The organism is Brevibacterium epidermidis NBRC 14811 (assembly GCF_001570805.1).
Classification (GTDB): Bacteria; Actinomycetota; Actinomycetes; order Actinomycetales; family Brevibacteriaceae; genus Brevibacterium; species Brevibacterium epidermidis.
On record NZ_BCSJ01000013.1, the window covers coordinates 280,200 to 304,190 of the forward strand.

Genomic DNA, 23,991 nt, shown 5'->3' on the forward strand with positions numbered 1-23,991 from the left:
GCGATGCGCCGCTGTCCGGCGCCCGTACCCATGCAGTCTCCCAGAAGCTGTGTTACGGCGATGTATCGCCGTGTCCTCAGGCGTCGGGAACGATGTTGACGAGCTTCGGCGCGCGCACGATCACCTTGCGCACTCCGGCTCCGCCGAGGGCCTTGACGGCGTTCGGCGATTCGAGAGCCAGCTTCTCCAGCTCGTCGGCGGAGATGTCCGGAGCGACCTCGAGCCGTGCACGCACCTTGCCCTTGACCTGGACCACGCAGGTCACGGTCTCGGCGACGAGGTGGTTCGGATCCGCCTCGGGGAACGCCGCATAGGTGACCGTCGACTTGTGTCCGAGGCGCGACCACAGCTCTTCGGCCAGGTGCGGGGCAAAGGGCGCGAGCATGATCGTCAGCGGTTCGAGGACCTCCCGGGTCGCGCCGCCCTGCTTGGTGGCGTGGTTGGTGAGCACGATGAGCTTCGAGATCGCGGTGTTGAACCGCAGATTGTCCATGTCCTCACGCACGCCGTCGATGACCTGGTGGAGGACCTTGAGCGATTCGGCGTCGGCCTCACCGTCGGCGACCACGGACTCGCCGGTGGTCTCGTCGACGAAGAGTCGCCACACGCGCTGCAGGAAACGTTGGGCACCGACGACCGCGCGAGTGTCCCAGGGACGGTCCTGTTCCAGAGGACCCATCGACATCTCGTAGACGCGGAAGGTGTCGGCACCGAAAGCGTCGTACATCTCGTCGGGCATGACGGAGTTCTTCAGCGACTTGCCGATCTTTCCGTACTCACGGTTGACCTGCTCGCCGTTGAACCAGAAGGTCAGCTCACCGTTCGATTCGGTCTTCTCCTCCACCTCAGCGGCGGGGACGTAGACACCACGGGAATCGGTGTATGCGTAAGCCTGGATGTACCCCTGGTTGACCAGACGGTGGAACGGCTCGGACGAGGAGATATGTCCGAGGTCGAAGAGGATCTTGTGCCAGAACCGGGCGTAGAGCAGGTGGAGCACAGCGTGCTCCTGCCCGCCGACGTAGAGGTCGGCGCCGCCGCGCGGCTTCGAAGGCCGCGGTCCCAGCCAGTACTTCTCGTTGGCGGGGTCGACGAGGCGGTCGGCGTTGTGCGGGTCCGCGTAGCGCAGCTGGTACCACGACGATCCCGCCCAGTTGGGCATCGTGTTCGTCTCACGCTGGTAGATCTTCGGGCCGTCACCGAGGTCGAGTTCGACGCTCGTCCATTCCTGGTTCCGGCTCAGCGCCGGCTCGGGACGACTGTCGGCATCGTCGGGCGCATAGGTGCGCGGTGCGAAGTCGTCGACCTCGGGCAGCTGGACGGGCAGCATCTCATCGGGCAGAGCGATGGGAGTGCCGTTCTCGTCGTAGACGATCGGGAACGGTTCGCCCCAGTAGCGCTGGCGGGAGAACAGCCAGTCGCGCAGACGGTACTGAGTGGATTCGGTGGCCAGGCCCTTGCCGGCCAGCCATTCGGTGACCTTGGCCTTCGCTGCATCGATTTCGAGACCGTTGATGTCGATCTCGGCGTTGGCAGAGTTGATCATCACACCGGTGCCGGTGAACGGAGCGTCCTCATCGTGGTCGGCCGGAGGCTGCACGGTGCGGATATAGGGCAGTCCGAAGGCCTTCGCGAAGTCCCAGTCACGCGCGTCTTCGGCGGGCACAGCCATGATCGCTCCGGTGCCGTAGCCCATGAGGACGTAGTCGGCGATGAAGATCGGAACCTGCACCCCGGTGGCCGGGTTGAGCGCATACGAGCCGGTGAAGATGCCGGTCTTCTCCCGGCTCTGCTGCCGGTCGGCGTCGGTCTTGGCCGCGGCGGCGCGCTGGTAGGCGGCGATCGCCTCGGCGGGGGTGGCCTCTCCCCCACGCCAGGACTCGGGCGTGGACGCATCCCAGGTCTGCGCTGTCAGTGAGGCGACCTGCGGGTGTTCGGGGCTGAGGACCAGGTAGGTGGCGCCGAACAGGGTATCCGGGCGGGTGGTGTAGACCTCGATTTCAGAGGTCTCGTCACCGGCGACGGGCAGGCGCAGCAGGGCGCCCTTCGACCGGCCGATCCAGTTGACCTGCATCGCGTGGATCGCATGCGGCCAGTCCAGACCGTCGAGGTCGTCGATGAGGCGGTCGGCGTAGGCGGTGATGCGCATGTTCCACTGACGCAGACGGCGGGTGAAGACCGGGTAGTTTCCGCGTTCGGACAGACCTTCGGCGGTGACCTCCTCATTGGCCAGCACGGTGCCCAGTCCGGGGCACCAGTTGACCGGGGATTCGGAGACGTAGGCCAGACGGAAGTCCTGCAGGACGTTCTCCCGCTCGGCCGGGTTCAGATCCGACCAGGCGCGACCGTCGGGGGTGGGGCGTGCGCCGGAGGCGAACTGCTCGATGAGCGTGTCGATCGGACGAGCCGCACCCTTGGCCTCACCGTCGGGGGTGGTCGCCTCGGGGTCGTACCAGGAGTTGAAGATCTGCAGGAAGATCCACTGCGTCCATTTGACAAATTCGTCGTCGGTCGTGGCGAAGCGGCGGCGCACGTCGTGGGCCAGGCCCAGGCGACGCAGCTGCTCGGTCATGTTCGCGATATTGGCATCGGTGGTGATGCGCGGGTGCTGACCGGTCTGCACCGCGTAGAGATCGGCGGGCAGTCCGAAGGCGTCATAGGACAGAGCGTGCATGACATTGTGTCCGCGCATGCGCTGGTAACGGCCGTAGACGTCGGTACCGAGGTAGCCCAGCGGGTGGCCGACGTGCAGTCCCACGCCGGAGGGGTACGGGAACATGTCCATGATGTACAGGGACTCGCGCTGGCTCAGGTCGGCCGGCGGAGCGTAGGGCGACGAGACATCCTGGGAGTCAAGCTCGCCGAGGTCTCCGGTGGGGTTCGGGGTGTGGAACGTGCCCGATTCCTCCCAAGTGCGCTGCCAAGACTTCTCGATCTTTTCGGCCAGCGCCGCGTCATAGCGGAAACCGGTCTCCTCAGGGTTCGTCGTCATTACCTTCCTTCGCTGAACAGACGTGAGCGGGTTCCGACCATCGTACTCTGAACGTCCCTTGATTCGACTTGGATAGACTGCTCGCAGGGCAGCGGACGCCGGTTATCACGGCAAACGTGATCGATTTCACTGAGACCCGGCCGAACTGTAAGATAACCGAGCAGTAACTTACGTCCTCGAAGGAGACTCATGAGCCCAACGACCATGCCGCAGTCGTCAACACCCGTCGTAGGTTTCGAGGTCGATACCACCTCGTCGACGACCGACATCTTCCTCGGCACAGTAGCCGAGGACCCCAGCCGCCCTCTGGTCGCCAAGCCGGACGGAGACGGCTGGTTGGACTTGACCGCGGCCGAATTCCTCGCAGAGGTCAAGGCGGCCGCAAAGGGACTCATCGCCTTGGGTGTCGGAGTCGGCGACCGGATCGCGATCTTCGGACCCACCTCGTATGAGTGGACGCTCAGCGACTACGCCGTCTGGTACGCCGGCGGAATCTCCGTTCCCTTCTACGACACCTCCTCGGAGAGCCAGCTCAACTGGATGCTCACCGACGCCGATGTCACGCGTGGGCTCGTCGCCAGCGCCGAGCATGCCGACCGGGTGCGGGCAGCGGCTAAGGCCGCCGGACGCGAAGAGCCGGCCCTTCGGGTCTGGGATGAAGGCGCCTTCGCCGATCTCGCCGAAGCCGGCAAGGACATCAGCGATGAGGAGCTCGAAGCAGTCCGCTCACAGGTCGGTTCCGAATCCGTGGCCACGATCATCTACACCTCCGGCACCACCGGCAAGCCCAAGGGTTGCGTACTCACACACGCGAACTTCGTCCAGACCGCCCAGGCCGCCCGCCAGCAGATCCCCAGTGTTCTGGGTACGGAGATGCGCTGCCTGCTGTTCCTGCCGCAGGCTCACGTCTTCGCCCGGTTCATCGAGGTCCTGGCCATCAGCAACGGCGCGCTGCTCGCCCATCAGTCGGATCTGACGAAGCTCACCGACGCCATGGGCAGCTTCCGCCCGACGTTCATCCTCGGTGTTCCGCGCGTCTTCGAGAAGGTCTTCAACGCCGCACTGGCCAATGCTCAGTCAGGTGGCAAGGAGAAGATCTTCCGCCGCGCCGAGCAGGTCGCCGTCGCGTATTCAAAGGCTTTGGACGCCGGCAAGGTGCCGACCAGCCTCAAGCTCCAGCACGCCCTGTTCGACAAGCTCGTCTATTCGAAGCTGCGTGCGGTCATGGGCAACAAGGTCACCCACGCGGTCTCCGGCGGTGGCGCACTCGGCGCTCACCTCGGTCATTTCTTCCGCGGACTGGGCATCATCGTCCTCGAAGGCTACGGACTCACCGAGACCACGGCCCCGATCACCGTCAATGTGCCTGAGAAGTCGAAGATCGGAACCGTCGGCGTGCCTCTGCCCGGAGTCTCCGTGGCGATCGCTCCCGACGGTGAGATCCTGGCCAAGGGTGTGCCGGTCTTCCGCGAGTACTGGAACAACCCGGAGGCCACGGCCAAGGAGTTCCACGACGGTTGGTTCGGCACCGGCGACCTCGGCTCCCTCGACGAGGACGGTTACCTGACGATCAACGGCCGCAAGAAGGAGATCATCGTGACCTCCAGCGGCAAGAACATCGCCCCGGCTCCGCTCGAGGATGTCCTGCGTCGTCACCCGATCATCGGTCAGCCGGTTCTCGTCGGTGAGAACCGCAAGTTCGTCTCCGCTCTGATCTTCCTCGATTCGGAGATGCTGCCGGGCTGGCTGAAGAACCATGATCTGCCGCAGATGGATCTGCGCGAAGCCGCCGACGATGATGCGATCCAGGCCGAAGTGGCCAAGGCCGTCGAGCAGATGAATAAGACCGTCTCGCGCGCCGAAGGGGTCAAGAAGTTCAAGATCCTGCCGATCGAACTCACCGAGGAGAACGGCTACCTCTCGGCCAAGCAGTCGGTCAAGCGTCACCTCATCAACAAGGATTTCGCCGCCGATATCGACGCGCTCTACGCCAGCTGAGGCACAGCCGCTGTCGGCGACGGACAGCCGCCGGTCACAGCTCGCGGGCACGGCCCGGGCACGGACTCGAACGGTCCGTCCCGGGCCGTCGTCGTCCCGCCTCGGCGACGGTGGACTTCTGTCACCGAGGAGGACGGTGCGTCGGTGACGTCGTCCCGCCTCGGTGAGGGCTTGCCTCAGCGTCGTAAGCTGAGGACAGTAGTCGCACTCACCGATCTCATTGGAGGCAGCGTCATGTCCGAGTCCACTGATCACACGCCCAGCTACGTGACCGAAGGTGCGGAATTCAACCGCGATACGAACTACATCGACGATCGCATCCTCAACGATCCGAACGCGCAGTGGCCCGTCGAACCGGGCAGGTATCGCCTCGTCGCCGCCCGCGCCTGCCCGTGGGCGAACCGGACGATCATCGTCCGTCGCCTCCTCGGACTCGAGGACGTCATCTCCATCGGTCTGCCCGGTCCCACCCATGATGCGCGGTCGTGGACATTCGATCTCGACCCGGGCGGAGTGGATCCGGTGCTCGGCATCGAACGGCTGCAGCAGGCATTCTTCGCCCGGTACCCGGACTATCCGCGCGGAATCACCGTGCCGGCCGTCGTCGACGTGCCCACCGGCGTCGTAGTGACCAACGACTTCCCACAGATCACCGAGGACTTCTCCACCCAGTGGACCGAATTCCACCGTGAGGGTGCCCCGAATCTCTGGCCCGAGGAATCACGGGAGGAGATGGAGAAGGTAATGCGCCATATCTACACCGAGATCAACAACGGGGTCTACCGCTGTGGTTTCGCCGGCTCCCAGGACTCCTACGAAAAGGCCTTCGACCGCCTCTTCAACGCACTCGACATCATCGAGGACCGGCTCAGCCATTCGCGCTTCCTCATGGGTGAGACCATCACCGAGGCGGATGTGAGACTGTTCACGACCCTCGTTCGGTTCGATCCTGTCTACTTCGGCCACTTCAAGTGCAACCGTCAGCCGCTCACGGCCTTCGAGAACCTGTGGGGCTACGCCCGCGACCTGTACCAGACGCCGGGTTTCGGAGACACGGTCGACTTCGAGCAGATCAAACAGCACTACTACATCGTCCACCAGGACGTGAACCCGACGCAGATCGTGCCCAAGGGCCCGGATCTATCGGGCTGGCTGAGCGATCACGGTCGCGACAGCAAGTTCGGCGGATCGCCTTTCGGCGACGGGACGGCACCCGGACCGGTCAAGCCCGGCGAAGAGGTCGCACCCGCCCACACGGCATCCGCTTGGGTGAGCTGATGCGAGGCTGAGCCGCCTCAGCGTCAGGAGTCGAACTGTCCGGGCTTGATGTGATCGTCTTCGGTCGTGTCGAGCCCGGCGGCTTTCTTCCGTCGCTGTTTGCGGACCTTGAGAACGATCCACACGATGACGAAGATGACCACGGCGACGATGACGAGGTTCTGGAAGTAACCGGCGTACGTCTCGACGACCGACCAGTTCTCACCGAGGGTGAAGCCCGCGACGATGAGGATCGTGTTCCAGATCGCGCTGCCGGACGTCGTCAGCAGCAGGAATTTGACCAGTCGCATATCCCGCATGCCCGCGGGGATGGAGATGAGGGACCGGAAAATCGGGATCATCCGCCCGAAGAACACGGCTTTGTCCCCGTGCTTGTCGAACCAGGCGACGGTATTGTGCACATCATCGACGTCGACCAGCGGCATCTTCACCGCGATGCGGGCGATGCGTTCGATGCCGATCCACTTGCCCAGAGCCCACAGCAGGACTGCGCCGACGACTGATCCGATCGTGGCGAAGACGATCGCAACCACGATGTTCATCTGCCCTTGGCTCGAGGTGAATCCGGCCAGTGGCAGGACGAGTTCGCTGGGGATCGGCGGGAAGATGTTGTCGAGGAAGACCATGAATCCGACACCGGCCGGCCCCAGGGTCTCCATGATCGTCACGGTCCAGGCCGAGAATCCGCTGAGGCTGTCAGCCGCACTGCCGCCGGCTGCGAGCACATCGGCGGGGACTCCCCCAGTGGGCAGACCGGCTGAGAGGCTGTCGGCGGCAGCGGGGGCGAAATCGTCGGCGAGAGCGTACGAATCAGTGATCGGCATGGTCAAAAGTCTAGATAAGGGCGCGGCCTGCCGCTCACAGTACGCTCACAGCGGCTAGTGTGGAAACGAACACCTCAGACCGGAAAACGAACGCACCTTGCGGATACGCATCGAAGGAGCACTCACGTGGCACCTGCCAAAGTACTGGCCTCGCGCAACACCGTCGCTGAGGTCGGACACAATGCCGTCAACAGACCCGGGCCCGCCCACCTTATGCGCGCAGTCCAGCGTTTCGGACAGCGTCTGGGCAATCAGTTCGGTGCCGCGATCACTTACTTCCTTGTTCTCGCGGTCATGCCCATCGCCATGGTCAGCCTCGCGAGCATCGGCTTCGTCCTCGACGTCGCCCGCCCCGAGCTTCTACCCGAGGTTACGGAACAGATCGAGGCGTTCACAGCCGGCAACGAGTCGCTGACGAAAACACTCGAGGGCTACCTCCTCGACTGGCAGGCAGTCGGAATCATCGGTATTCTCACCGGTCTCTACACCGGTCAGGGATTCATCGGCAACCTCGGTGCCGCGGTGCGCGCACAGCTGCACGATGACTTCGACGATGCCGTGCCGGAGAAATCCTTCGTCGCCAAGGTCCTCGGCAATGTCGTCACCCTCATCGGCCTCATCATCGGTCTTCTGCTGGCCGTGGCACTCACCGTCGTCGGCACCGGCCTGCGGTCGATGATCGCCGATCTGCTCGGACTCTCCGGATTCGCCGCGAGCCTGCTGTTCATCGTTCCGGTCATCCTCACTTTCGGAGCCGCCTGGATGATCTTCTGGTTCCTGTTCACGATGTTGCCGGAGAAGCCGGTGGACAAACAGGCGAAGAACCGCGGCTCCCTCATCGGCGCGACCGCGTTCCTCATTCTCATCAACTTCTCCACGGTGCTCGTCAATCTCTTCTCCGGGAACAAGGCCGCCGGCGTGTTCGGATCGATCATCGCGATCATGCTCACGCTCAACGTCTTCGCCCGCATCATCCTGTTCATCGCCGCTTGGATCGGCACGGCGAAGCCTCCGCGGCCGCGTGAGGAGGAGCCGGAATATCGTTTCGTCGAACCGAAGGTGCAGGCGCAGAGCCTCGGCGCACTCATCACCGGTGCGGGAATCGTGGCGCTGACTCTGCTCGGCTTCAAGCGGTTCGAGGAACGCCAGTCCGATCGCGAATAGGCGAGACGGTAGACTGTTGGCGCATCCGTTATAACTGACCGAGGGGACACGACCTTTGACTGACGCTACGACTGCTCGCCTGGACGATTGGGCGAAGAAGCAGACTGCCGCCGAAGAACTCATTCCGCTAGTCGGACGCCTGTACCGTGAGAACGACGTTCTGCTGACCCTGTTCGGACGGTCGCTGCTGAACAAGTCGGTGACCGGCATGATCAAGGCTCACCGCTACGCTCGCCACTTCCTCGGCGAAGAGCTCGACATCCAGATCACCCACCGCATCGTCAAAGCACTGTCGGGACTCAACCTGGCTCCGGCTCGCATCGATCTGGGCCGCCTCATCGAGAAGCTCGATGATCCGAACGCCGATGTCGACGCCTTCCTCGCCGCCGAGCTCGCCGGGGTCGTCGAATCGCAGTCAGGCAAGGGCGAGACCCGCGACGTCGTGCTCTACGGCTTCGGTCGCATCGGTCGTCTGCTCGCCCGCATCCTCATCGACCGTGCCGGCGGCACCGGTATGCGTCTGCGTGCGATCGTCGTGCGCCGCAACGGGGACAGCGACATCGTCAAGCGCGCTTCCCTGCTGCGCCGCGATTCGGTGCACGGAGCCTTCGACGGCAGCATCGTCGTCGACGAAGAGAACAACACCATCCAGGCCAACGGCACCCTCATCCAGGTCATCTACTCGAATGACCCCTCCGAGGTCGACTACACCGCTTACGGAATCAACGACGCCATCATCGTCGACAACACCGGAAAGTGGCGTGACGAAGAGGGCCTGTCCAAGCACCTCGCCTGCCCCGGTGCTTCGAAGGTCCTGCTCACGGCTCCCGGCAAGGGCGATGTCAAGAACATCGTCTTCGGAGTCAACGACGACGCGATCCTCGACTCGGACAACATCGTCTCGGCCGCATCGTGCACGACGAACGCGATCACCCCGGTGCTCAAGGCAATCAACGACAAGTTCGGTGTCCGCAACGGCCACGTCGAGACGGTCCACTCGTTCACCAACGACCAGAACCTCATCGACAACTTCCACAAGGGCTCCCGCCGCGGCCGTGCAGCCGGGCTGAACATGGTCCTGACCGAGACCGGTGCCGCCAAGGCTGTGGCCAAGGCTCTGCCGGAGCTGGCCGGGAAGCTCTCGGGCAATGCGATCCGCGTGCCCACCCCGAACGTGTCGATGGCGATCCTCAACCTCAACCTGGACAAGGCCACCACCGTCGACGAGCTCAACACCTACCTGCGTGAGGTGTCGATGCATTCGCCGCTGCGCAACCAGGTCGACTACGTCACCTCCCCCGAGCTCGTGTCCACCGACCTCGTCGGCTCCAAGCGTGCCGGTGTCGTCGACGGTCTGGCCACGATCGTCGATGAGGACCGTGTCGTCGTCTACGTCTGGTACGACAACGAATTCGGCTACTCCTGCCAGGTCGTGCGCTGCGTGGCCAAGATGGCCGACGTCGACGTCCCGGCCTTTCCCTGATATCGCCGAGGCGGCTCACCCGACCGTTGAGATGAGCGGTCGGTGACCGGCTGAGTTAGGCGCCCGGAGTCCTTTGACTCCGGGCGCCTTCGTCATTCATTGCTGCACTGCACTCGCCTCCCCCGCCAGCGAAAGCTTTCAGTTACTCCGCCGCGGCGTCGGACTCCATGGCTTCGTGCAGCCAGATCGGGGTGAAGGTCGCGAACCGGGCAGAGAGATCATCGTCGCTGTCGAGGATGACGGCGAGTCGGTCGTCGGCGTTCGCCAGTTCATTCGCCCAGATCGGTCCGAGGCAGGCCAGCAGCAGGCACGCAAGCACGATGGCACCAGCCAGGATCGGAGTCTGACCCCACAGCAGTGTGCCGAACAGGATCCCGACGATGGCGAAGCCCACAGCCACTGCGAGACCGGCATTCCGTGTCCGCGGCGCTTTTGCCCGAGCCGGTCTTGTAGCCGCGATCGAGTCGAGCACGTCCCGGTTGATCCGCGTCCACGCGATGATCGCACCGAGTGCGCAGACCATGCCGATCATGATGAGGCTGAAAGCCGAGAACAGCAGCACCGCGTCGATGTGATCGCCTTGGGCTTGGACGGCGGCCCCGAGGCCGGCCACGAGCATCGCCAATGCGAGCACCAGCATGCTCAGCAGACGGGCGCGGCGCACGGCGATGAGCTCGGCGATCACCCTGGCCAGGAACGCCCGCTGTGCCGCGGGATCGTCGGCCTGGCTCAACGTACGTACCCGAGTTTCTTGTCCACGGTGTGCGGGAACTGCTCCCCGGCCAGATACTGTTCGAACAGGCGATGGAACTGCTCGGCCAGTCGCATCCTCCACCCGTCGGTGTCTCCACTCATATGCGGGGTGATGATGACATTGTCCATCGACCACAGAGGATGGCCCGCGGGCAGCGGCTCCTCGTCGAAGACGTCGAGCCCGGCCCCGGCGATCTGCCCCGCGCGCAGGGCGGTGACGAGGGCGTCGGTGTCCACGGTGTCGCCTCGTCCGACGTTGATGAACACAGCGGAGTCGTCCATGGCGGCGAACGCCTCGGCGCCGATGAGCCTTTCGGTTTTCTCCGTCAGCGGCGCGATATCGATGACCCAGTCGAAGCCGGCCGCATGCTCGGGCAGGGTTGCGGAGTCGATGACCTCACCGAAGTCGGCGTCGCCGCTGCGGGCGCGCGATCCCGCACCGGTGACCTCGATGTCGACGGCTCGCAGCAGACGTGCAATGCCTCGGCCGATCGCGCCGGTGCCGACGATGAGCGCCTTGGTGCCGGCGATATCACGGGTCGACCGACGATTCCACTTCCCCTCGGCCTGATCGGCGAGAGAACCGATCGAGTTCTTCGCGTGCATGAGGACGTAGTTCAGGACGAACTCGGCGATCGGGCGGTCGAAGATCCCCCGCGCGTTCGTCACCGTCACCGGTGAGTCGACGAGTTCATCGAAAAGGAGCGAGTCGACACCGGCTGCTGCGGCGTGGACCCACCTGAGCCGGTCGGCGCTGCCGTAGACATCCTTGAGCGCTGTGGAGAAGAAATCCCACATCAGCAGCACATCGGTGCCGGGCAGCGCCTGGGACAGGGTCGACGCTTCGGCGACGCGCAGTTCGATCCCGTCCCGCTCCCCCAGATCAGTGATCAGTGACGGGATCTCGGTCCCGGGTGAGTTGAGTATGGTCAGTACCGTCATTCCTCGGCTCCTCCGACAGTGGGCTTTCTGCCACACTAACCGATGATGCCTCGGCGGGGGTGGAAACCGACGCAGGCGCGATCACCGCGTTCTCTGCTCCGACGTCGAGGTTCTCCCGCTTCGCCGGTTCGTTCTTCAGCGTCTGCGCCAGCGGAGTGTTGGGCAGGAAGCAGAGGAAGACGAATCCGAGCACGGCCAGCGGAGCCACCCACAGGAACAGTGGCACAAGCGCGTCGTTGTAGGACGTGATGATGAGCGAATGGAACGGCTCCGGCAGCTTCGACACGATCTCCGGAGTCAGCCCCGTCGAGGAGATCTTGGGCATGTGACCGTGTGGGGCCGCCTTCGCGATCTCTGTGATTCCGGACTTGATGTTGTCCATGAGTCGCTGAGTGAACACGGAACCGATGAACGCCATACCGAGGGTGGCGCCGACCTGGCGGAAGTAGTTGTTCGAGGCGGTCGCGGTGCCGACCATGGACACCGGGAAGGCGTTCTGGACGACGAGGACGAGAGTCTGCATGCTCAGACCCAGTCCGAGTCCGAGCAGCGCCAGGCAGCCGATGGTCTCCCAGGCCGAGCTCTCCGCCTTCAGCTGGGAGAGCAGGACGAGCGAGGCGGCCATGATGAGGATGCCGGACAGTGGGTACTTTTTGTACTTGCCGGTGCGGGAGACGATGAATCCGACGAGCGTCGAGGACACGAGCATCGTGCCCATCATCGGTACCATCATCAGGCCCGCGACGGTGGCGTCGATGCCGTGGACCATCTGCAGGTAGGTCGGCATATAGGAGAGCACACCGAACATGCCGATGCCGACGAAGAGACCGGCGATCGTGCACAGCAGGAAGTCGCGGTTGGCGAAAAGGTGCATCGGGATGACCGGTTCACTGACCTTGAGCTCGACGAACACGAAGGCGACTGCGGCGACGATTCCGGTGATGATGAGTCCGTTGATCTGCCAGGATCCCCATTCGAAGTCGTGTCCGCCCCAGGCGGAGGTGAGCACGATGCAGGAGGTGACGATGGAGATGAGCGCCATGCCGATGACGTCGATCTTCGGGCGCGGTCCGCTGCCCCTGGTGTGCTTGGGCACCTTGAGGAACACAGCGGCGGCGATGAGGGCGATGATGCCCAGCGGGAAGTTGATGGCGAAGGCCCAGCGCCAGCCGGGGCCTTCGGTCAGCCAGCCGCCGATGAGCGGTCCGGCCACGGACGACACGGCGAAGGCCGAGCCCATGATGCCCATGTATTTGCCACGTTCGCGAGCGGGGACGACGGAGGCGATGATCGACTGCGAGAGGATCATCATTCCGCCGCCGCCGATGCCCTGGAGCACGCGGCCGAAGATCAGCGTCGACATCTCGTTCGCGATGAGGGCGAAGACCGAGCCCAGCAGGAAGCAGCAGATGGCGAACATGAACAGCGGTTTGCGTCCGAACAGGTCACCGACCTTGCCGTAGACGGGCATCATGATCGTCGAGGCGAGCATGAATGCGGTTGAGACCCACAGCATCTGGTCGACGCCGTCGAGTTCGCCGACGATGGTCGGCAGCGCTGTGGCCAGCACCGTCTGGTTGAGCGAGAACATGAACATCGCGATCATCAGGCCCACGAAGAGCAGAATGATCGCCGAGGTGGTCATCGGCGCGGTCTGTTCGTCGGGTCCCGCGGTTGCGGAGTTCTTCGAGGTGGTTGCAGGCATTGTTGTCACATCTGTTTCGTGGTTGCTTCTCATCACAGCTTTCGTCATTGCAGTCGGTCCAATACCTTGCGGAACAGGCTCACGGAGTCTTCGAAGATCGCTTTGGTTCCACCTTTGTGCTCGACCGAATCCGGATTGGCTTTGATCGCCTGTCCCGCATGGCTGAGCGGGACGCGGCAGAGTTGGGTGAGCATGCGCGCGCTGCGCCAGGCGGAGTCCTCGGAGGAGAACTCCTGGCCGAGGTAACGCAGTCGGTCGAGCACGTGGCCAGTGACGATCTCTTCGAGTTCTTCTGCCCGGTCGAAGCTCTTGCTCACGATTTCCGGGTACAGGGCGAAGAGGCGGCGGCGCCGTACCGGAAGTTTGGGATCGACGGAGCCGACGAGCAGTGCTTCGCGGACGAAGCGAGCGGTGTCTTCGGCCAGAGTGTCGAGTCCGGCCGGGCTGTGGACGTAGTCGAAGGCAAGGCCTTCGTCGACGCTGACCTCGGGTCCGAGGCCGACGATCGCGTCCTCTTTCGTCTCGAAGTAGTTGAAGAAGGTACGCGTGGACACGCCGGCGTCTGCGGCGATGTTCGCCACGGTGGCGCAGGCCAGGCCGTCTTCGAGGACGCGGGTGATCGCGGCCTCATGGAGGGCGTTGCGGGTCAGCCGCGCTTTCTTCGAGCGCAGGGTTTCTTCAACGGGCATAAGTACATTTTGCACCACATGCAAACTTTCACCAACTGCAAATCTGCAATTGTGCACTATTTCACTGTGTGCAGAGTTTCACGGAGCGCAGTGAGCCCGTTGAGTCTGGTGCTTCGATGAGTGCAGTGACGTGGATTGAGCAGTGTGCTGGTGCCGTCTCAGCTCACATGAGCATCTTCAGGCGTGCCCGATGCTGTTCAAGGGTCTGCAGCTGACCGAGCAGTGCGGCCTGGCCCGCTCCGTCAGCGGTGTCCTGGCGCTGCAGACGGGAGTGGAGTTCCTTGGCGATGCGTTCGAGGTCGTAGTCGAAGAGGCGAGCGACGATGCCGCGGGCGAACCGATTGATCCCGTCTCCTTCGACGACCGGCAACGGGGTCACGAGCAGCTGGGCAACATAGGGCCTGAGGTCTTCGTCGCTGGCTTCGAGCACGCGTTCAGCCCATTTCGACTGGACTGCGCCGGCTGCCCCCAGTCCCCCGGCCTGTTTGATCGCGTCTTGGATCCGCCGGTAGCCGGGGTGTTCGAAGGCTTTCCCTGACAGCGAATCGAAGAGCTTCGCATTGACGGCCTCGGGATGCTGGAGGGCGACCATGAGGGCACCCTTCTCCGTCTTCAGGCGGGCAGGGTTGATCGGAGCCGAGAGGTTCGAGACGTCGGGGCGTTCCTCGTAGACGTATTCGATGCTGCGTTCGTCGGAGATCTCCCCCGCCGAGGCGCCCGCCTGCTCCGGGGCTGCCTCGGCGGGTGCCGATGACTGTGCCGTGGGCGGAGGCGGTGGTTCGCGGCGGAAGTTCTGCGCGGGGGCTGCGGGCGGACCGTCGCGGAATCCGGGCCGGTTGGCCGGCTGGTCTCCGGTCTGACGGTTCTGCTTCGGTTGGCGTGCGGCGGTGCGGACAGCGCCTTCCACTTCGTCGATATCGACGCCGATGCGGCCGGCTACGAACCGATAGTAGTGGGAGAGGCTGTTGCGATCGCGGATGTCGGTGAGCACTTCGGCGGCGGCGCGGACCGCGGAGATCCGACCTTCGACGGTGTCGAGGTCGAAGCGTGAGATCGCGGTGGTGATGACGAATTCGAAGAGCGGCTTGCACCCGTCGATGAGTTCGCGCAGGGCCGCGTCGCCCTTCTGCATGCGCAGGTCACAGGGGTCCAGACCGTCGGGTTCGACGGCGACGAACGTCTGGGCGGTGAACAGGTTCTCGAATTCGAAGGCCTTGAGTGCAGCCTTCTGACCGGCGGCGTCACCATCGAAGGTGAAGATCACCTGCCCGGTCGGGTCGTCGCCGAGGAGGCGTCGGATGATCTTCACGTGTTCGGCGCCGAAGGCCGTTCCGCAGGTCGCCACGGCTTGTTCGACTCCGGCGAGGTGGGCGGCCATGACGTCGGTGTAGCCTTCGACCACGACGACGCGTTTGGTCTTCGCGATCGACTTCTTCGCCAGGTCGAGCCCGTAGAGGACTTGGTTCTTGTGATAGAGAGCGGTCTCCGGAGTGTTGAGGTACTTCGGTCCCTTGTCGTCGTCATAGAGTCGGCGGGCACCGAAGCCGATGGTCCGGGCCGTCATGTCTTTGATCGGCCAGATCACCCGACCGCGGAACCGGTCGTAGATTCCGCGACCGCCCTCGCTGGCCAGACCGCCGGCGAGGATCTCCTCATCGGTGAAGCCGGCCTTGTGCAGGTGGCCCGTCAGGGCATCCCAGGATTTCGGAGCGAAGCCGATGCCGAACTCCCGGCTCGACTCGGCGGGGAAGCCGCGGCCGGTGAGGAACTCGCGACCGATCTGTCCGGCCTCGGACTCAAGAGCCTGGGTGAAGAAGCGCTGTGCGACTTCGTGCATCTCCAGCAACCGCTGCCTGCGGCTGGCCTGTTCCCGGTCCGGCCCTTTTCCGTCCTCGTAGCGCAGGTGCATTCCGGCCTTGCCGGCCAGCGTCTCGACGGCTTCGACGAAGCTGAGCTGTTCGACCTTCTGCAGAAAGGTGAACACGTCTCCGGACTCTCCGCAGCCGAAGCAGTGGTACATCCCGACCTGCGGACGCACGGTGAATGACGGGGTCTTCTCGTCGTGGAAGGGGCACAGACCTTTGAGCGATCCGATGCCCGCGGTCTTGAGGGTGACGAATTCCCCGATCACTTCATCGATGCGGGTGCGGCTGCGCAGTTCATCGATGTCCTCGCGTTTGATGAGTCCGGCCATGGTCTAGAGCCGATCCTCCGCTCCGGCGTTGAGGTGGTGGTAGAGGGCCCAGGCGGAATGGTCGGTCAGGGACGCGATCTGGTCGACGATGACGCGCAGGCGTGCGGGGTCATCGGCGGCTTCGGCGTGATCGGCGCGGAACATCGGATCGAGTTTGTCCGGTGACTGCCAATACCAGTCGGCGAGTTCGTTGATGACAGCCGCCTGGATGTCGTGGAGTCGAAGTCGATCCTCGGCGACCATCACTGTGAGGGTGGCCATGCCCTTGAGCACGGCGATTTCGACGGTGGTCGACTCAGGCACGACGAGTGAGGCTGAGTAGCGCGCTAGGGGCTCCCAGCCGAATTCCTCCCGCGTCGCGGATTCCGCAGAACCGACGAAGCGCCCGATGAGCTGACTGGTCATGTGCTTGAGGCCGGCCTGAGCTCGACGGGAGCCGTCGAAGGTCTCCTTGGGCCAGTAGGCGGCGGCCTGGAGGCGGCCGAGTGCCTTGTTCATCTCCGCATCGGTGGTCTCCGGCAGATACCACTGACGGGTGATCTCGAAGAGTTCGGCCCGGCGATCGTCGGCGGCGAAGTCGGCGAGGTCGAGGTGACCGGCGACGATGGCGTCCTCGACGTCATGGACGGAGTACGAGATGTCGTCGGCTAAGTCCATGACCTGGGCTTCGATGCATTTCTGGCCGTTGTCGACGCCCTCGCGGTAGAAGTCGAAGACAGCTCGATCGTCGTCGTAGACACCGAATTTGCGCACCCCGGAGTCGCGGCGACCGGCCGAGGCCTCAGATCGCGGCCACGGGTACTTCGTCAGGGCGTCGAGGCTCGCGCGCGACAGGTTGAGGCCTGCCGGGCGACCATCGTCGGCGATGACCTTCGGTTCGATGCGGGTGACCAGACGCAGGGTCTGGGCGTTGCCTTCGAACCCGCCGATGTCTTTGCACAGGGCATCGAGGATCGTCTCTCCGTGGTGGCCGAAGGGCGGGTGTCCGAGGTCGTGGGACAGGCAGGCGGTGTCGACGATATCGGGATCGCAGCCGAGGTAGCGGGCGAGTTCGCGCCCGACCTGGGCGACCTCGAGCGAGTGAGTCAGCCGGGTGCGGACGAAGTCGTCAGTGCCCGGGGACACGACCTGGGTCTTCGCGCCGAGGCGGCGCAGCCCCGAGGAATGGAGGACACGGGCACGGTCGCGCTGGAAGGCCGAGCGTCGTGGATTCTTCGCCGGTTCGCTCACCCACCGTTCCTCGTCCCAGGGCGAGTAGACCGCCACGGTACCCGTCCGCACCGAGGTGTGCGGGTGAGTGTCGAAGGGCATTCTCATCCTCCTGAGATGTCGAGTTCGGCCTCCGACAGCAGCGACTTCCCGCTGGGATCGAAGATGCGGGAGTCCAACCAGCCTTCGGGCAGGTGCGGCTTCTTCGGCCGGGTGGTGCGGCCGCGGGATCCTTCGGCGGCTTCGCCCGGGTACGGGGCGTCCTTGTCGAGCTGGTCGAGCAGACCGTGGAGCTCTTCCAGGGAGGACACCATGGCCAGCTGGCTGCGCAGGTCTCCCCCGACGGGATAGCCCTTGAAGTACCAGGCGATGTGTTTGCGCAGGTCACGAACGCCGAGGAATTCGTCCTCGAAGTGGTCGACGAGGTATTCGCCGTGTTTGTACACGGCGCGGGCCACCTCGGCGAGTCCGGGACGGTGGCGTTCGTCGCTGCCGTTGAGCGCATTCGCGAGGTCGCCGAACAGCCACGGCCGTCCCTGACATCCGCGACCGATGACGACGCCGTCGCAGCCGGTCCTGGCCATCATGTCCAGGGCATCCTCGGCGGCGAAGATGTCGCCGTTGCCGAGCACCGGAACGGTGTCGCCGAGGTGGTCCTTCAATCGGGCGATTGCGTCCCAGTTCGCGGTCCCCGAGTAGAGATCGGCGGCGGTGCGGCCGTGCAGGGCGACGGCGGCGACGCCCGCGTTGCGCGCAGTTTCGCCGGCATCGAGGAAGGTCGTGTGGTCGGCGTCGATGCCGATGCGCATCTTCACGGTCACGGGCACGTCCCGGCGGTCCGCCTCGGTGACGGCCGTTGTGACGATGGACTTGAACAGGTCCTGCTTCCACGGCAGCGCGGAGCCGCCGCCCTTGCGGGTGACCTTGGGGACGGGGCAGCCGAAGTTGAGGTCAATGTGGTCCGCGCGATCCTCCTCGACGATCATCCGCACGGCCTGGCCCATGGTCACTGGGTCGACTCCGTAGAGCTGGACGGAGCGCGGGGTCTCAAAGGGTTCGTGGTGGATGATGCGCATCGTCTTCGGATTGCGTTCGACCAGCGCCCGAGTGGTGACCATTTCGGTCACATAGAGTCCCGCTCCGTATTCGCGGCACAGGCGGCGGAAAGCGGTGTTCGTGATCCCGGCCATCGGCGCGAGCACGACGGGTGACGACAGCTCGATGGGCCCGATGCGCAGGGCTGTTTCGGGCTTCGGGGATTTGGTCTCTGGGGCAGGGCTGATGACACTCACGCAACCATTATCCCAGTCAAGTCAAAATCGCACATTCGCCTGCCTCTCTTCACCCATTAACGGTCGGAATCTATACCGATGCGGACGCACTCCTCCCCCGTGGCGCCAACTCACCTGTTCATATCAACTGATTCGGTGCACAGAAATTCCCGCACATCCCATTCGGTGTCGACGGAGAGCTCTGCCGCGAGCCGGTCGTCGTGGGTGACGATCACCATGGCACCGCCGAATCCTTCGAGAGCGGTCACCAGAGCTTCGAGCGATGACAGGTCGAGATTGTTGCCCGGTTCGTCGAGGATGAGCAGCTGCGGGGCCGGGTCTTGGAGGAGTCCTGACGCCAGCGCAACCCGGAATCGTTCCCCTCCGGACAGGGTCGCACAGATCTGGTCGGTGCGCCCTGCACGCAGTCCCATGGCCGCGAGCACTTCGTGGACGCGGTGCGGGTCGAGATGCGGATTGCCTGATCGCACCGCTTCCATCACCGTCAGCTCTCCCGGCAGTCGGTACTGCTGGTCCAGGTGAGCCGTCGGAACAGCGACGGAGATGTCGAGGGCGCCGAAGAGTTCGGCGATCGGCGGCCCCGATTCGACCCTCTCGTGTTCGTCCGAGTCGATTCGTCCGGCCGCCGCGTGTGGGCCCCTTGCGGCCGCTTGGGCCTCTGCCGCCTCACCGTTCGCGGCGGCCAGGATCGCCGCCAGCAACGTCGACTTCCCTGCCCCGTTGGGTCCGGTCAGTCGGATCCGTTCCGGTCCGACGACCGTCTGCGGTCGTTCGGCCCTCGCCGAGGCGGTCGTGGAGATCTCGAGGACCCGTTTGGTCGCGTGGACTAGGGTGTCCGGCAGGTCGAGGCGGACACTCGACGTCCGTCGCAGCGCATCTTTGGCGGCGTTGAGTTCGTCCCATGCCGCTGCTTCATCGTCGGCCTTGTCGCCGCGTCGTTTGGCCGCTGACTTCTCGGCGAAGTTCGTCAGCCCGTTCATCACGATCTTCGGCCGGCGTTTGTTCTCCTTGTCCTTCTTCGCTTTCCGGTCGGCCCGTGCGAGTTTCGTCTCCAGTTCGATCCGCTGTCGCTTTTCGATCGAATGGGTCTTCTTCGCATCGGTGACCTTCTGCTGCTTGGCTTCCTCTTCCGCGGCGACCATGGCTTCATAGTCGTCGAAGTTTCCGCCGTAGACGCGCAGCCGGTCGGTCATCTCGATGATCGAGTTCATATGCGTCAGCAGGGTTCGGTCGTGGGAGATGACGAGTGTCGGTCCGCGCCGCTGTGTGAGCAGGGTCGTCAGCAGTGCGCGTCCGTCCTCGTCGAGATTGTTGCTCGGTTCGTCGAGGATCAGCCAGGTATCGCCGACCAGTGCTGCTCGGGCCAGTCCGATGCGAGTGGCCTGCCCGCCGGAGAAGCTGCTCAGGCTCCGGTCGAGGTCGCTTAGGCTCAGGTGCAGTCCGAGATCGGCCAGCGCCGCTAGGGCCCGTTCTTCGATGTCCCAGTCGTCGCCGATGAGTTCGAAGTCAGATTGGTCGGCTTCGCCGCTCAGCGCACGGCGCAGCGCTTGCCGCGCGGAGGCGATGTCCAATGCGGAGTCGACTCGCTGCGTCGAGTGCGGCAGCAGCTGGTCGATGTAGACGGCACTGTCGGCACCCATGACGGTTCCCGCCGAGGCTGGCAGCCGACCGGCGAGTACTCGAGCGAAGGTGGATTTGCCGATCCCGTTGTCGCCGACGAGTCCGACGAGGTCAGCGGGGATGGTGGCGGTGAGTTGGGAGAAGATCTCGGTATCGTCGCCGAGGCGGAAGTCCAGTCCGGACACAGTGATTGCTGCAGGCATGAGAGTCCTCATTTCGTGTACGCAGAAGCGCTGCGGGTCCGTGGCACCCGCAAGTCACGGCATGAGGATTCACTTCACAGCTGAGACGTCCTTCGTCGGAAATGGAACATATCCATGATCGCCGAGGCAGCTCGACCGGTCAAGACCACCCTAATTACTACCTGACGGCGGCCCAGATACCTCGCGCGAGGTTGCTGGGCCGCCGTCAGGTAGCAATAAGGGGTGGGGCGGGGTCAGACGATGATGAGCATGAGTTCGGCGGGCTCATCGTGGGGGTTGGCCAATTGGTGCGGGACGTCGCCGGGCGCTTGGGCGCAATCGCCGGTGTGCAGAGTGGTGCGGCGGTCGATGGTGACGATCTCGATGCTGCCCTTGAGGACGAAGAAGCTCTCACGCGATCCGCTGCGGTGGGCGGCGAAGGCCGAGGTCTCGCTGCGCGGGTCGAGGCGGTAGTGGACGACGTCCATGTTCTCGAACGCCGAGGGCAGATCCCGACGCCAGACCCCCTTCCCGAAGCTCGAGGATGTGGGGATCGCGTCGCTGCGGGTGATGGTGACTTCCGGCGCGGCCAGCAATTCGCCGACGTCGACGCCGAGCGCGCGAGAGAGGCCCATGGCGTTCGAGACCGAAGTGTCCTGCTCTCCGCGTTCGATCTTCGACAGAGCAGCGCGGGACAGTCCGGCCCGGACCGCGAGCTCATTGAGGGTGAGGTTGTTGAATTTGCGCCGGGCCCTGATGCGGGCGCCGAAGACACGTGCGCCGAGATCCTCTTCTTTCACCATTGGAGCATCATAATCTATTCTTGGATCATAGAATCCCATCTCACAAAGGAAACTTGACTCAATGGCGGCAGTGCTGGCTCTCACTCCGATCCTCATTGCCATCGTCCTGCTCCTGCTCAAGCAGAGCTCATGGGTCGCGGCCTTGGCCGGAGCCGTGCTCGCGGCCGTCCTCGTCGCCTTCGCCTTCCCCACCCCCACCTCGGTGCTGGTGGAATCAGGGGTCGATTACTTCCCGCTCATCCTCGAGGTCGCGCTCATCCTGCTCTTCGGCATGCTGCTCGCTCGACTGCTCGAGTCCGCCGGGTCGATGTCGCAGATCTCCGCCTGGGTCGAATCGCTGTCGCCGGGTCGCCCTCTCGGGGTCGCGCTCGTCGTGTTCGGAATCGTGCCCTTCGCGGAATCGGTCACCGGCTTCGGCATCGGCGTCACCGTCGGAGTACCCATCCTTCGCCACCTCGGCTGCACTCTGCGGCAGTCGGCGATCCTCGGTCTCCTCGGCCTCATCGCCGTGCCATGGGGCGCACTGGGCCCAGGCACCACTGTCGCGGCGGCGCTGGCCGGATTGGACGTCGACGAACTCGGCTTGGCCACGGCATGGATCAATGCGATCCCGGTCATCATCGTCGCGATCGCGGTGGTCGCGATCATGCGCCCCTCCCCCGCCTCGGCGCTGGGGATCATCGGTGCCGGCACACTCATGTGGGCGGGGATCCTCGCCTCCAGCTATGTCATCGGCATGGCCCCGTCGGGAATCATCGGATCGCTCATCGTCATCCTCGTCGTCGGTGCGCTGTTCATGGTCCGGAAGAAGAAGACGGGACTGACGCGCAGCCTCGGCGTGGCTGTCCTGCCCTACGGGGTGCTCACGATCGGGCTGCTGTTGGCCAGGGGTCTGCATTCGGCGCTGCCCTCACTGCTCACGCAGATCATCGCCTCTCCCCCGTTCTGGCTGGCCGCCGCCTGCCTCATCGCCGCCATCGCCGTCGAGGGCCGGCGCTCGGTTTCAGTCTCAGCGGTGCGCTCCTGGGTTCCCATCGGGGTGGGCACGGCCGCGTTCATGCTCATGGGCTGGATCATGACGACGACGGGGATGAGCGAGGCGATCGGCGGACTGCTGCCGGCCGGCCTCGTGCTGCTCACTCCGTGGCTGAACTCGATCGGAGCAGTGCTGACCGGGTCGAACACGGGAGCGAACTCGATGTTCACCGGCACCCTGACCGCGGTCGCCTCGTCCTCTCATGTTTCGGTTATGCCGGTGGTCGCGGCCGGAAACGCGGCCGGCTCACTGGCCGCCCTCGCCGCTCCCCCGCGAGTGGCCATGGCCGTGCAGATCGCGGATTCCTCGGTGGCCGCCTCGGCGCGGGACATCTCCTGGGTGCAGGGCCGGGCACTGACGGTGGCCGGGATCAACGCCCTGGTCGTGGGTCTGTGGATCCAGTTCTTCGCCTGAGGATCCACTGGCGTCTCAGCTCGGGCATGCGGGATGGTTTCGCCTCAGCGAATGACTGGCGGACTTCTCAGACGCGGATGATCTCGCGGGGGAAGTTCGTGAACGGTTCGCAGCCGGTGTCGGTGATGAGCACCGGCTCGGAGAGTTCGATTCCGTATCCGTTCATCCACATTCCGCCGATGAGGTGGAAGGTCATTCCCGCCTCGAGGATCTGATCGTCCTCGGTGCGGATCGAGATCGTCCGCTCACCCCAGTCAGGCGGGTAGCCGATGCCGATCGAGTAGCCCAGGCGGCTGGGCTTCTCGAGTCCCGACAGGGCGAGCACGCGATTCCAAGTGCGGGCGAGTTCCGCAGTGGGCACCTCGGGGGCGGCGACGTCGAGGACCGCGGACAGCGCCTCGGCGACGACACCTTCGAGTCGCACGAGCTCCTGCTTCGGACGGCCGGTCACCGCGGTCCGCGCCAGCGGCACATGGTAGCGACGGTGGACTCCGGCGAGTTCGATGCTCACCGATTCGTCGGCGGCGAACTTCCGGTCGGTCCAGCTCAGGTGTGGGGTGTCCGCACTTTCGCCGGTGGGCATGAGCGGCACGATCGAGGGATAGTCACCCCAGACTCCGTCACCGCCTCTGGTCTGGGCCTCAGAGATCGCCGCGGCTACTTCGTTCTGGCCGACTCCGACGCCGATCGTGCCCAGCGCCGCGTCCATGGCTGCGGTGGTCACCTTCGCGGCTTTGCGCATGAGCCCGATCTCCGCCGGAGATTTCACCGCGCGGATCCAGTTGACGAGCTCGAAGGAATCGACAAGGCGCCATTCGGGCACGCCGTTGACAAGCGCGCGGAAGGCCCGGGGTGAGAAGAAGTGCGAATCCATCTCGACCCCGACCGGCGAGGTCGAGGCGCGGGCGACTTCCCACCGTTGGCGCAGGGCGAAGGCGACCCAGTCGAAGGGGTGGATATGTGGACGCTGCACATAGCGCTCGGGATAGCCGACGATGTCCTCGGGCGGCAGCCATGAGGTGTGCGAGGCTCCGCGAGCATCCATATCGCGCATGAACAGCGTCATCGGCCCCGACGATGGCACGAACAGCAGCTGCGGCGTGTAGAAGGACCACGCGTTGTAGCCGGTGAGGTAGTAGATATTCGCCGGGTCGGTGACGATGAGCGCAGCCAGACCCTGGTCGACCATGCGATTGCGCACCGACGCGATGCGGCCGAGGTATTCCTCGGCGCTGAACGACAGTTCGTTCGCGCCGATCGTATCGACCTCGCCGGGAACCGGCTGCGGGCGAGCCTTGACTTCTTTGCCGGCCTGCCCCTGCTCGGCTCCGGGACGCATCCCGTACACATCTGGGCGATTATCTTCGCCGCCGTAGAACAGCTCACCCTCATTCATGATCCCAGTGTGGTGAT

17 protein-coding genes are annotated in these 23,991 nt (G+C 64.5%); 5 read left to right on the forward strand and 12 right to left on the reverse strand.

Going from position 1 to position 23,991, the window contains the following annotated elements; genetic code table 11:
• Positions 1-76: 76 nt before the first annotated feature.
• A complete protein-coding gene (leuS, locus tag BEP01S_RS10415) occupies positions 77-2,992 on the reverse strand; it encodes a leucine--tRNA ligase (RefSeq protein ID WP_062242872.1) in 2,916 nt (971 codons plus the stop codon).
• Between the two features lie 189 nt (positions 2,993-3,181).
• Here leuS and BEP01S_RS10420 point away from each other — a divergent pair, with 189 nt between their 5' ends.
• Entirely contained in the window at positions 3,182-4,990 is a 1,809-nt protein-coding gene (locus BEP01S_RS10420) for an AMP-dependent synthetase/ligase (RefSeq protein WP_152609626.1), read from the forward strand.
• A 234-nt stretch (positions 4,991-5,224) separates the two neighbouring features.
• On the forward strand, positions 5,225-6,268 hold the full coding sequence (locus BEP01S_RS10425; RefSeq protein ID WP_062242875.1) for a glutathione S-transferase C-terminal domain-containing protein: 1,044 nt from the start codon (positions 5,225-5,227) through the stop codon (positions 6,266-6,268).
• Positions 6,269-6,291: 23 nt separating this feature from the next.
• On the opposite strand, the gene BEP01S_RS10430 is transcribed toward BEP01S_RS10425, so the two are convergent.
• Positions 6,292-6,927, reverse strand: a complete 636-nt coding sequence (locus BEP01S_RS10430; RefSeq protein ID WP_083532658.1) for a DedA family protein — start codon at positions 6,925-6,927, stop codon at positions 6,292-6,294.
• A 291-nt stretch (positions 6,928-7,218) separates the two neighbouring features.
• Here BEP01S_RS10430 and BEP01S_RS10435 point away from each other — a divergent pair, with 291 nt between their 5' ends.
• Together BEP01S_RS10435 and BEP01S_RS10440 are read left to right on the forward strand one after the other, a co-directional pair.
• Positions 7,219-8,256: a YhjD/YihY/BrkB family envelope integrity protein gene (locus BEP01S_RS10435; protein ID WP_062242877.1), complete on the forward strand. Its 1,038-nt coding sequence runs from the start codon at positions 7,219-7,221 to the stop codon at positions 8,254-8,256.
• 55 nt (positions 8,257-8,311) lie between these two features.
• Entirely contained in the window at positions 8,312-9,739 is a 1,428-nt protein-coding gene (locus BEP01S_RS10440; RefSeq protein ID WP_062242880.1) for a glyceraldehyde-3-phosphate dehydrogenase, read from the forward strand.
• Between the two features lie 142 nt (positions 9,740-9,881).
• On the opposite strand, the gene BEP01S_RS10445 is transcribed toward BEP01S_RS10440, so the two are convergent.
• The 9 genes from BEP01S_RS10445 to BEP01S_RS10485 all read right to left on the reverse strand — a co-directional run bounded on the left by BEP01S_RS10445 (position 9,882) and on the right by BEP01S_RS10485 (position 21,128).
• A complete protein-coding gene (locus tag BEP01S_RS10445) occupies positions 9,882-10,472 on the reverse strand; it encodes a hypothetical protein (protein ID WP_062242882.1) in 591 nt (196 codons plus the stop codon).
• Entirely contained in the window at positions 10,469-11,434 is a 966-nt protein-coding gene (locus BEP01S_RS10450) for a D-2-hydroxyacid dehydrogenase (RefSeq protein WP_062242885.1), read from the reverse strand. The genes BEP01S_RS10445 and BEP01S_RS10450 overlap by 4 nt, the downstream gene beginning before the upstream one ends.
• Positions 11,376-13,139 (reverse strand): MDR family MFS transporter, encoded by a 1,764-nt coding sequence (locus tag BEP01S_RS10455; RefSeq protein ID WP_244882187.1) that lies wholly within the window; start codon positions 13,137-13,139, stop codon positions 11,376-11,378. The genes BEP01S_RS10450 and BEP01S_RS10455 overlap by 59 nt, the downstream gene beginning before the upstream one ends.
• A gap of 44 nt (positions 13,140-13,183) precedes the next feature.
• Positions 13,184-13,828, reverse strand: a complete 645-nt coding sequence (locus BEP01S_RS10460; RefSeq protein ID WP_062242891.1) for a TetR/AcrR family transcriptional regulator — start codon at positions 13,826-13,828, stop codon at positions 13,184-13,186.
• Positions 13,829-13,991: 163 nt separating this feature from the next.
• Positions 13,992-16,022 carry a DNA primase gene (gene dnaG, locus BEP01S_RS10465; protein ID WP_062242894.1) on the reverse strand — a complete coding sequence of 677 codons (2,031 nt, stop codon included), beginning with the start codon at positions 16,020-16,022 and terminating at the stop codon, positions 13,992-13,994.
• A gap of 3 nt (positions 16,023-16,025) precedes the next feature.
• Entirely contained in the window at positions 16,026-17,333 is a 1,308-nt protein-coding gene (locus BEP01S_RS10470) for a deoxyguanosinetriphosphate triphosphohydrolase (protein ID WP_062242897.1), read from the reverse strand.
• Between the two features lie 2 nt (positions 17,334-17,335).
• Entirely contained in the window at positions 17,336-18,523 is a 1,188-nt protein-coding gene (gene dusB / locus BEP01S_RS10475; protein ID WP_039208956.1) for a tRNA dihydrouridine synthase DusB, read from the reverse strand.
• Between the two features lie 110 nt (positions 18,524-18,633).
• Complete coding sequence (locus tag BEP01S_RS10480) at positions 18,634-20,346, reverse strand: ATP-binding cassette domain-containing protein (RefSeq protein ID WP_062242900.1); 1,713 nt, start codon at positions 20,344-20,346, stop codon at positions 18,634-18,636.
• Positions 20,347-20,579: 233 nt separating this feature from the next.
• Positions 20,580-21,128, reverse strand: a complete 549-nt coding sequence (locus tag BEP01S_RS10485; protein ID WP_062242903.1) for a helix-turn-helix domain-containing protein — start codon at positions 21,126-21,128, stop codon at positions 20,580-20,582.
• Between the two features lie 61 nt (positions 21,129-21,189).
• Here BEP01S_RS10485 and BEP01S_RS10490 point away from each other — a divergent pair, with 61 nt between their 5' ends.
• Entirely contained in the window at positions 21,190-22,578 is a 1,389-nt protein-coding gene (locus BEP01S_RS10490) for an L-lactate permease (protein ID WP_062242905.1), read from the forward strand.
• Positions 22,579-22,645: 67 nt separating this feature from the next.
• Here BEP01S_RS10490 and BEP01S_RS10495 read toward each other — a convergent pair whose 3' ends face one another.
• Positions 22,646-23,974 (reverse strand): M24 family metallopeptidase, encoded by a 1,329-nt coding sequence (locus BEP01S_RS10495; RefSeq protein ID WP_174521226.1) that lies wholly within the window; start codon positions 23,972-23,974, stop codon positions 22,646-22,648.
• Between the last annotated feature and the right edge of the window lie 17 nt (positions 23,975-23,991).

Coding starts and splice junctions, on each gene's coding strand:
- leuS (WP_062242872.1), bottom strand. CDS start 2,992: ATGACGACGAACCCTGAGGAGACCGGTTTCCGCTATGACGCGGCGCTG.
- BEP01S_RS10420 (WP_152609626.1), top strand. CDS start 3,182: ATGAGCCCAACGACCATGCCGCAGTCGTCAACACCCGTCGTAGGTTTC.
- BEP01S_RS10425 (WP_062242875.1), top strand. CDS start 5,225: ATGTCCGAGTCCACTGATCACACGCCCAGCTACGTGACCGAAGGTGCG.
- BEP01S_RS10430 (WP_083532658.1), bottom strand. CDS start 6,927: ATGGAGACCCTGGGGCCGGCCGGTGTCGGATTCATGGTCTTCCTCGAC.
- BEP01S_RS10450 (WP_062242885.1), bottom strand. CDS start 11,434: ATGACGGTACTGACCATACTCAACTCACCCGGGACCGAGATCCCGTCA.
- BEP01S_RS10455 (WP_244882187.1), bottom strand. CDS start 13,139: ATGCCTGCAACCACCTCGAAGAACTCCGCAACCGCGGGACCCGACGAA.
- BEP01S_RS10460 (WP_062242891.1), bottom strand. CDS start 13,828: ATGCCCGTTGAAGAAACCCTGCGCTCGAAGAAAGCGCGGCTGACCCGC.
- dnaG (WP_062242894.1), bottom strand. CDS start 16,022: ATGGCCGGACTCATCAAACGCGAGGACATCGATGAACTGCGCAGCCGC.
- BEP01S_RS10470 (WP_062242897.1), bottom strand. CDS start 17,333: ATGCCCTTCGACACTCACCCGCACACCTCGGTGCGGACGGGTACCGTG.
- BEP01S_RS10480 (WP_062242900.1), bottom strand. CDS start 20,346: ATGCCTGCAGCAATCACTGTGTCCGGACTGGACTTCCGCCTCGGCGAC.
- BEP01S_RS10485 (WP_062242903.1), bottom strand. CDS start 21,128: ATGGTGAAAGAAGAGGATCTCGGCGCACGTGTCTTCGGCGCCCGCATC.
- BEP01S_RS10490 (WP_062242905.1), top strand. CDS start 21,190: ATGGCGGCAGTGCTGGCTCTCACTCCGATCCTCATTGCCATCGTCCTG.
- BEP01S_RS10495 (WP_174521226.1), bottom strand. CDS start 23,974: ATGAATGAGGGTGAGCTGTTCTACGGCGGCGAAGATAATCGCCCAGAT.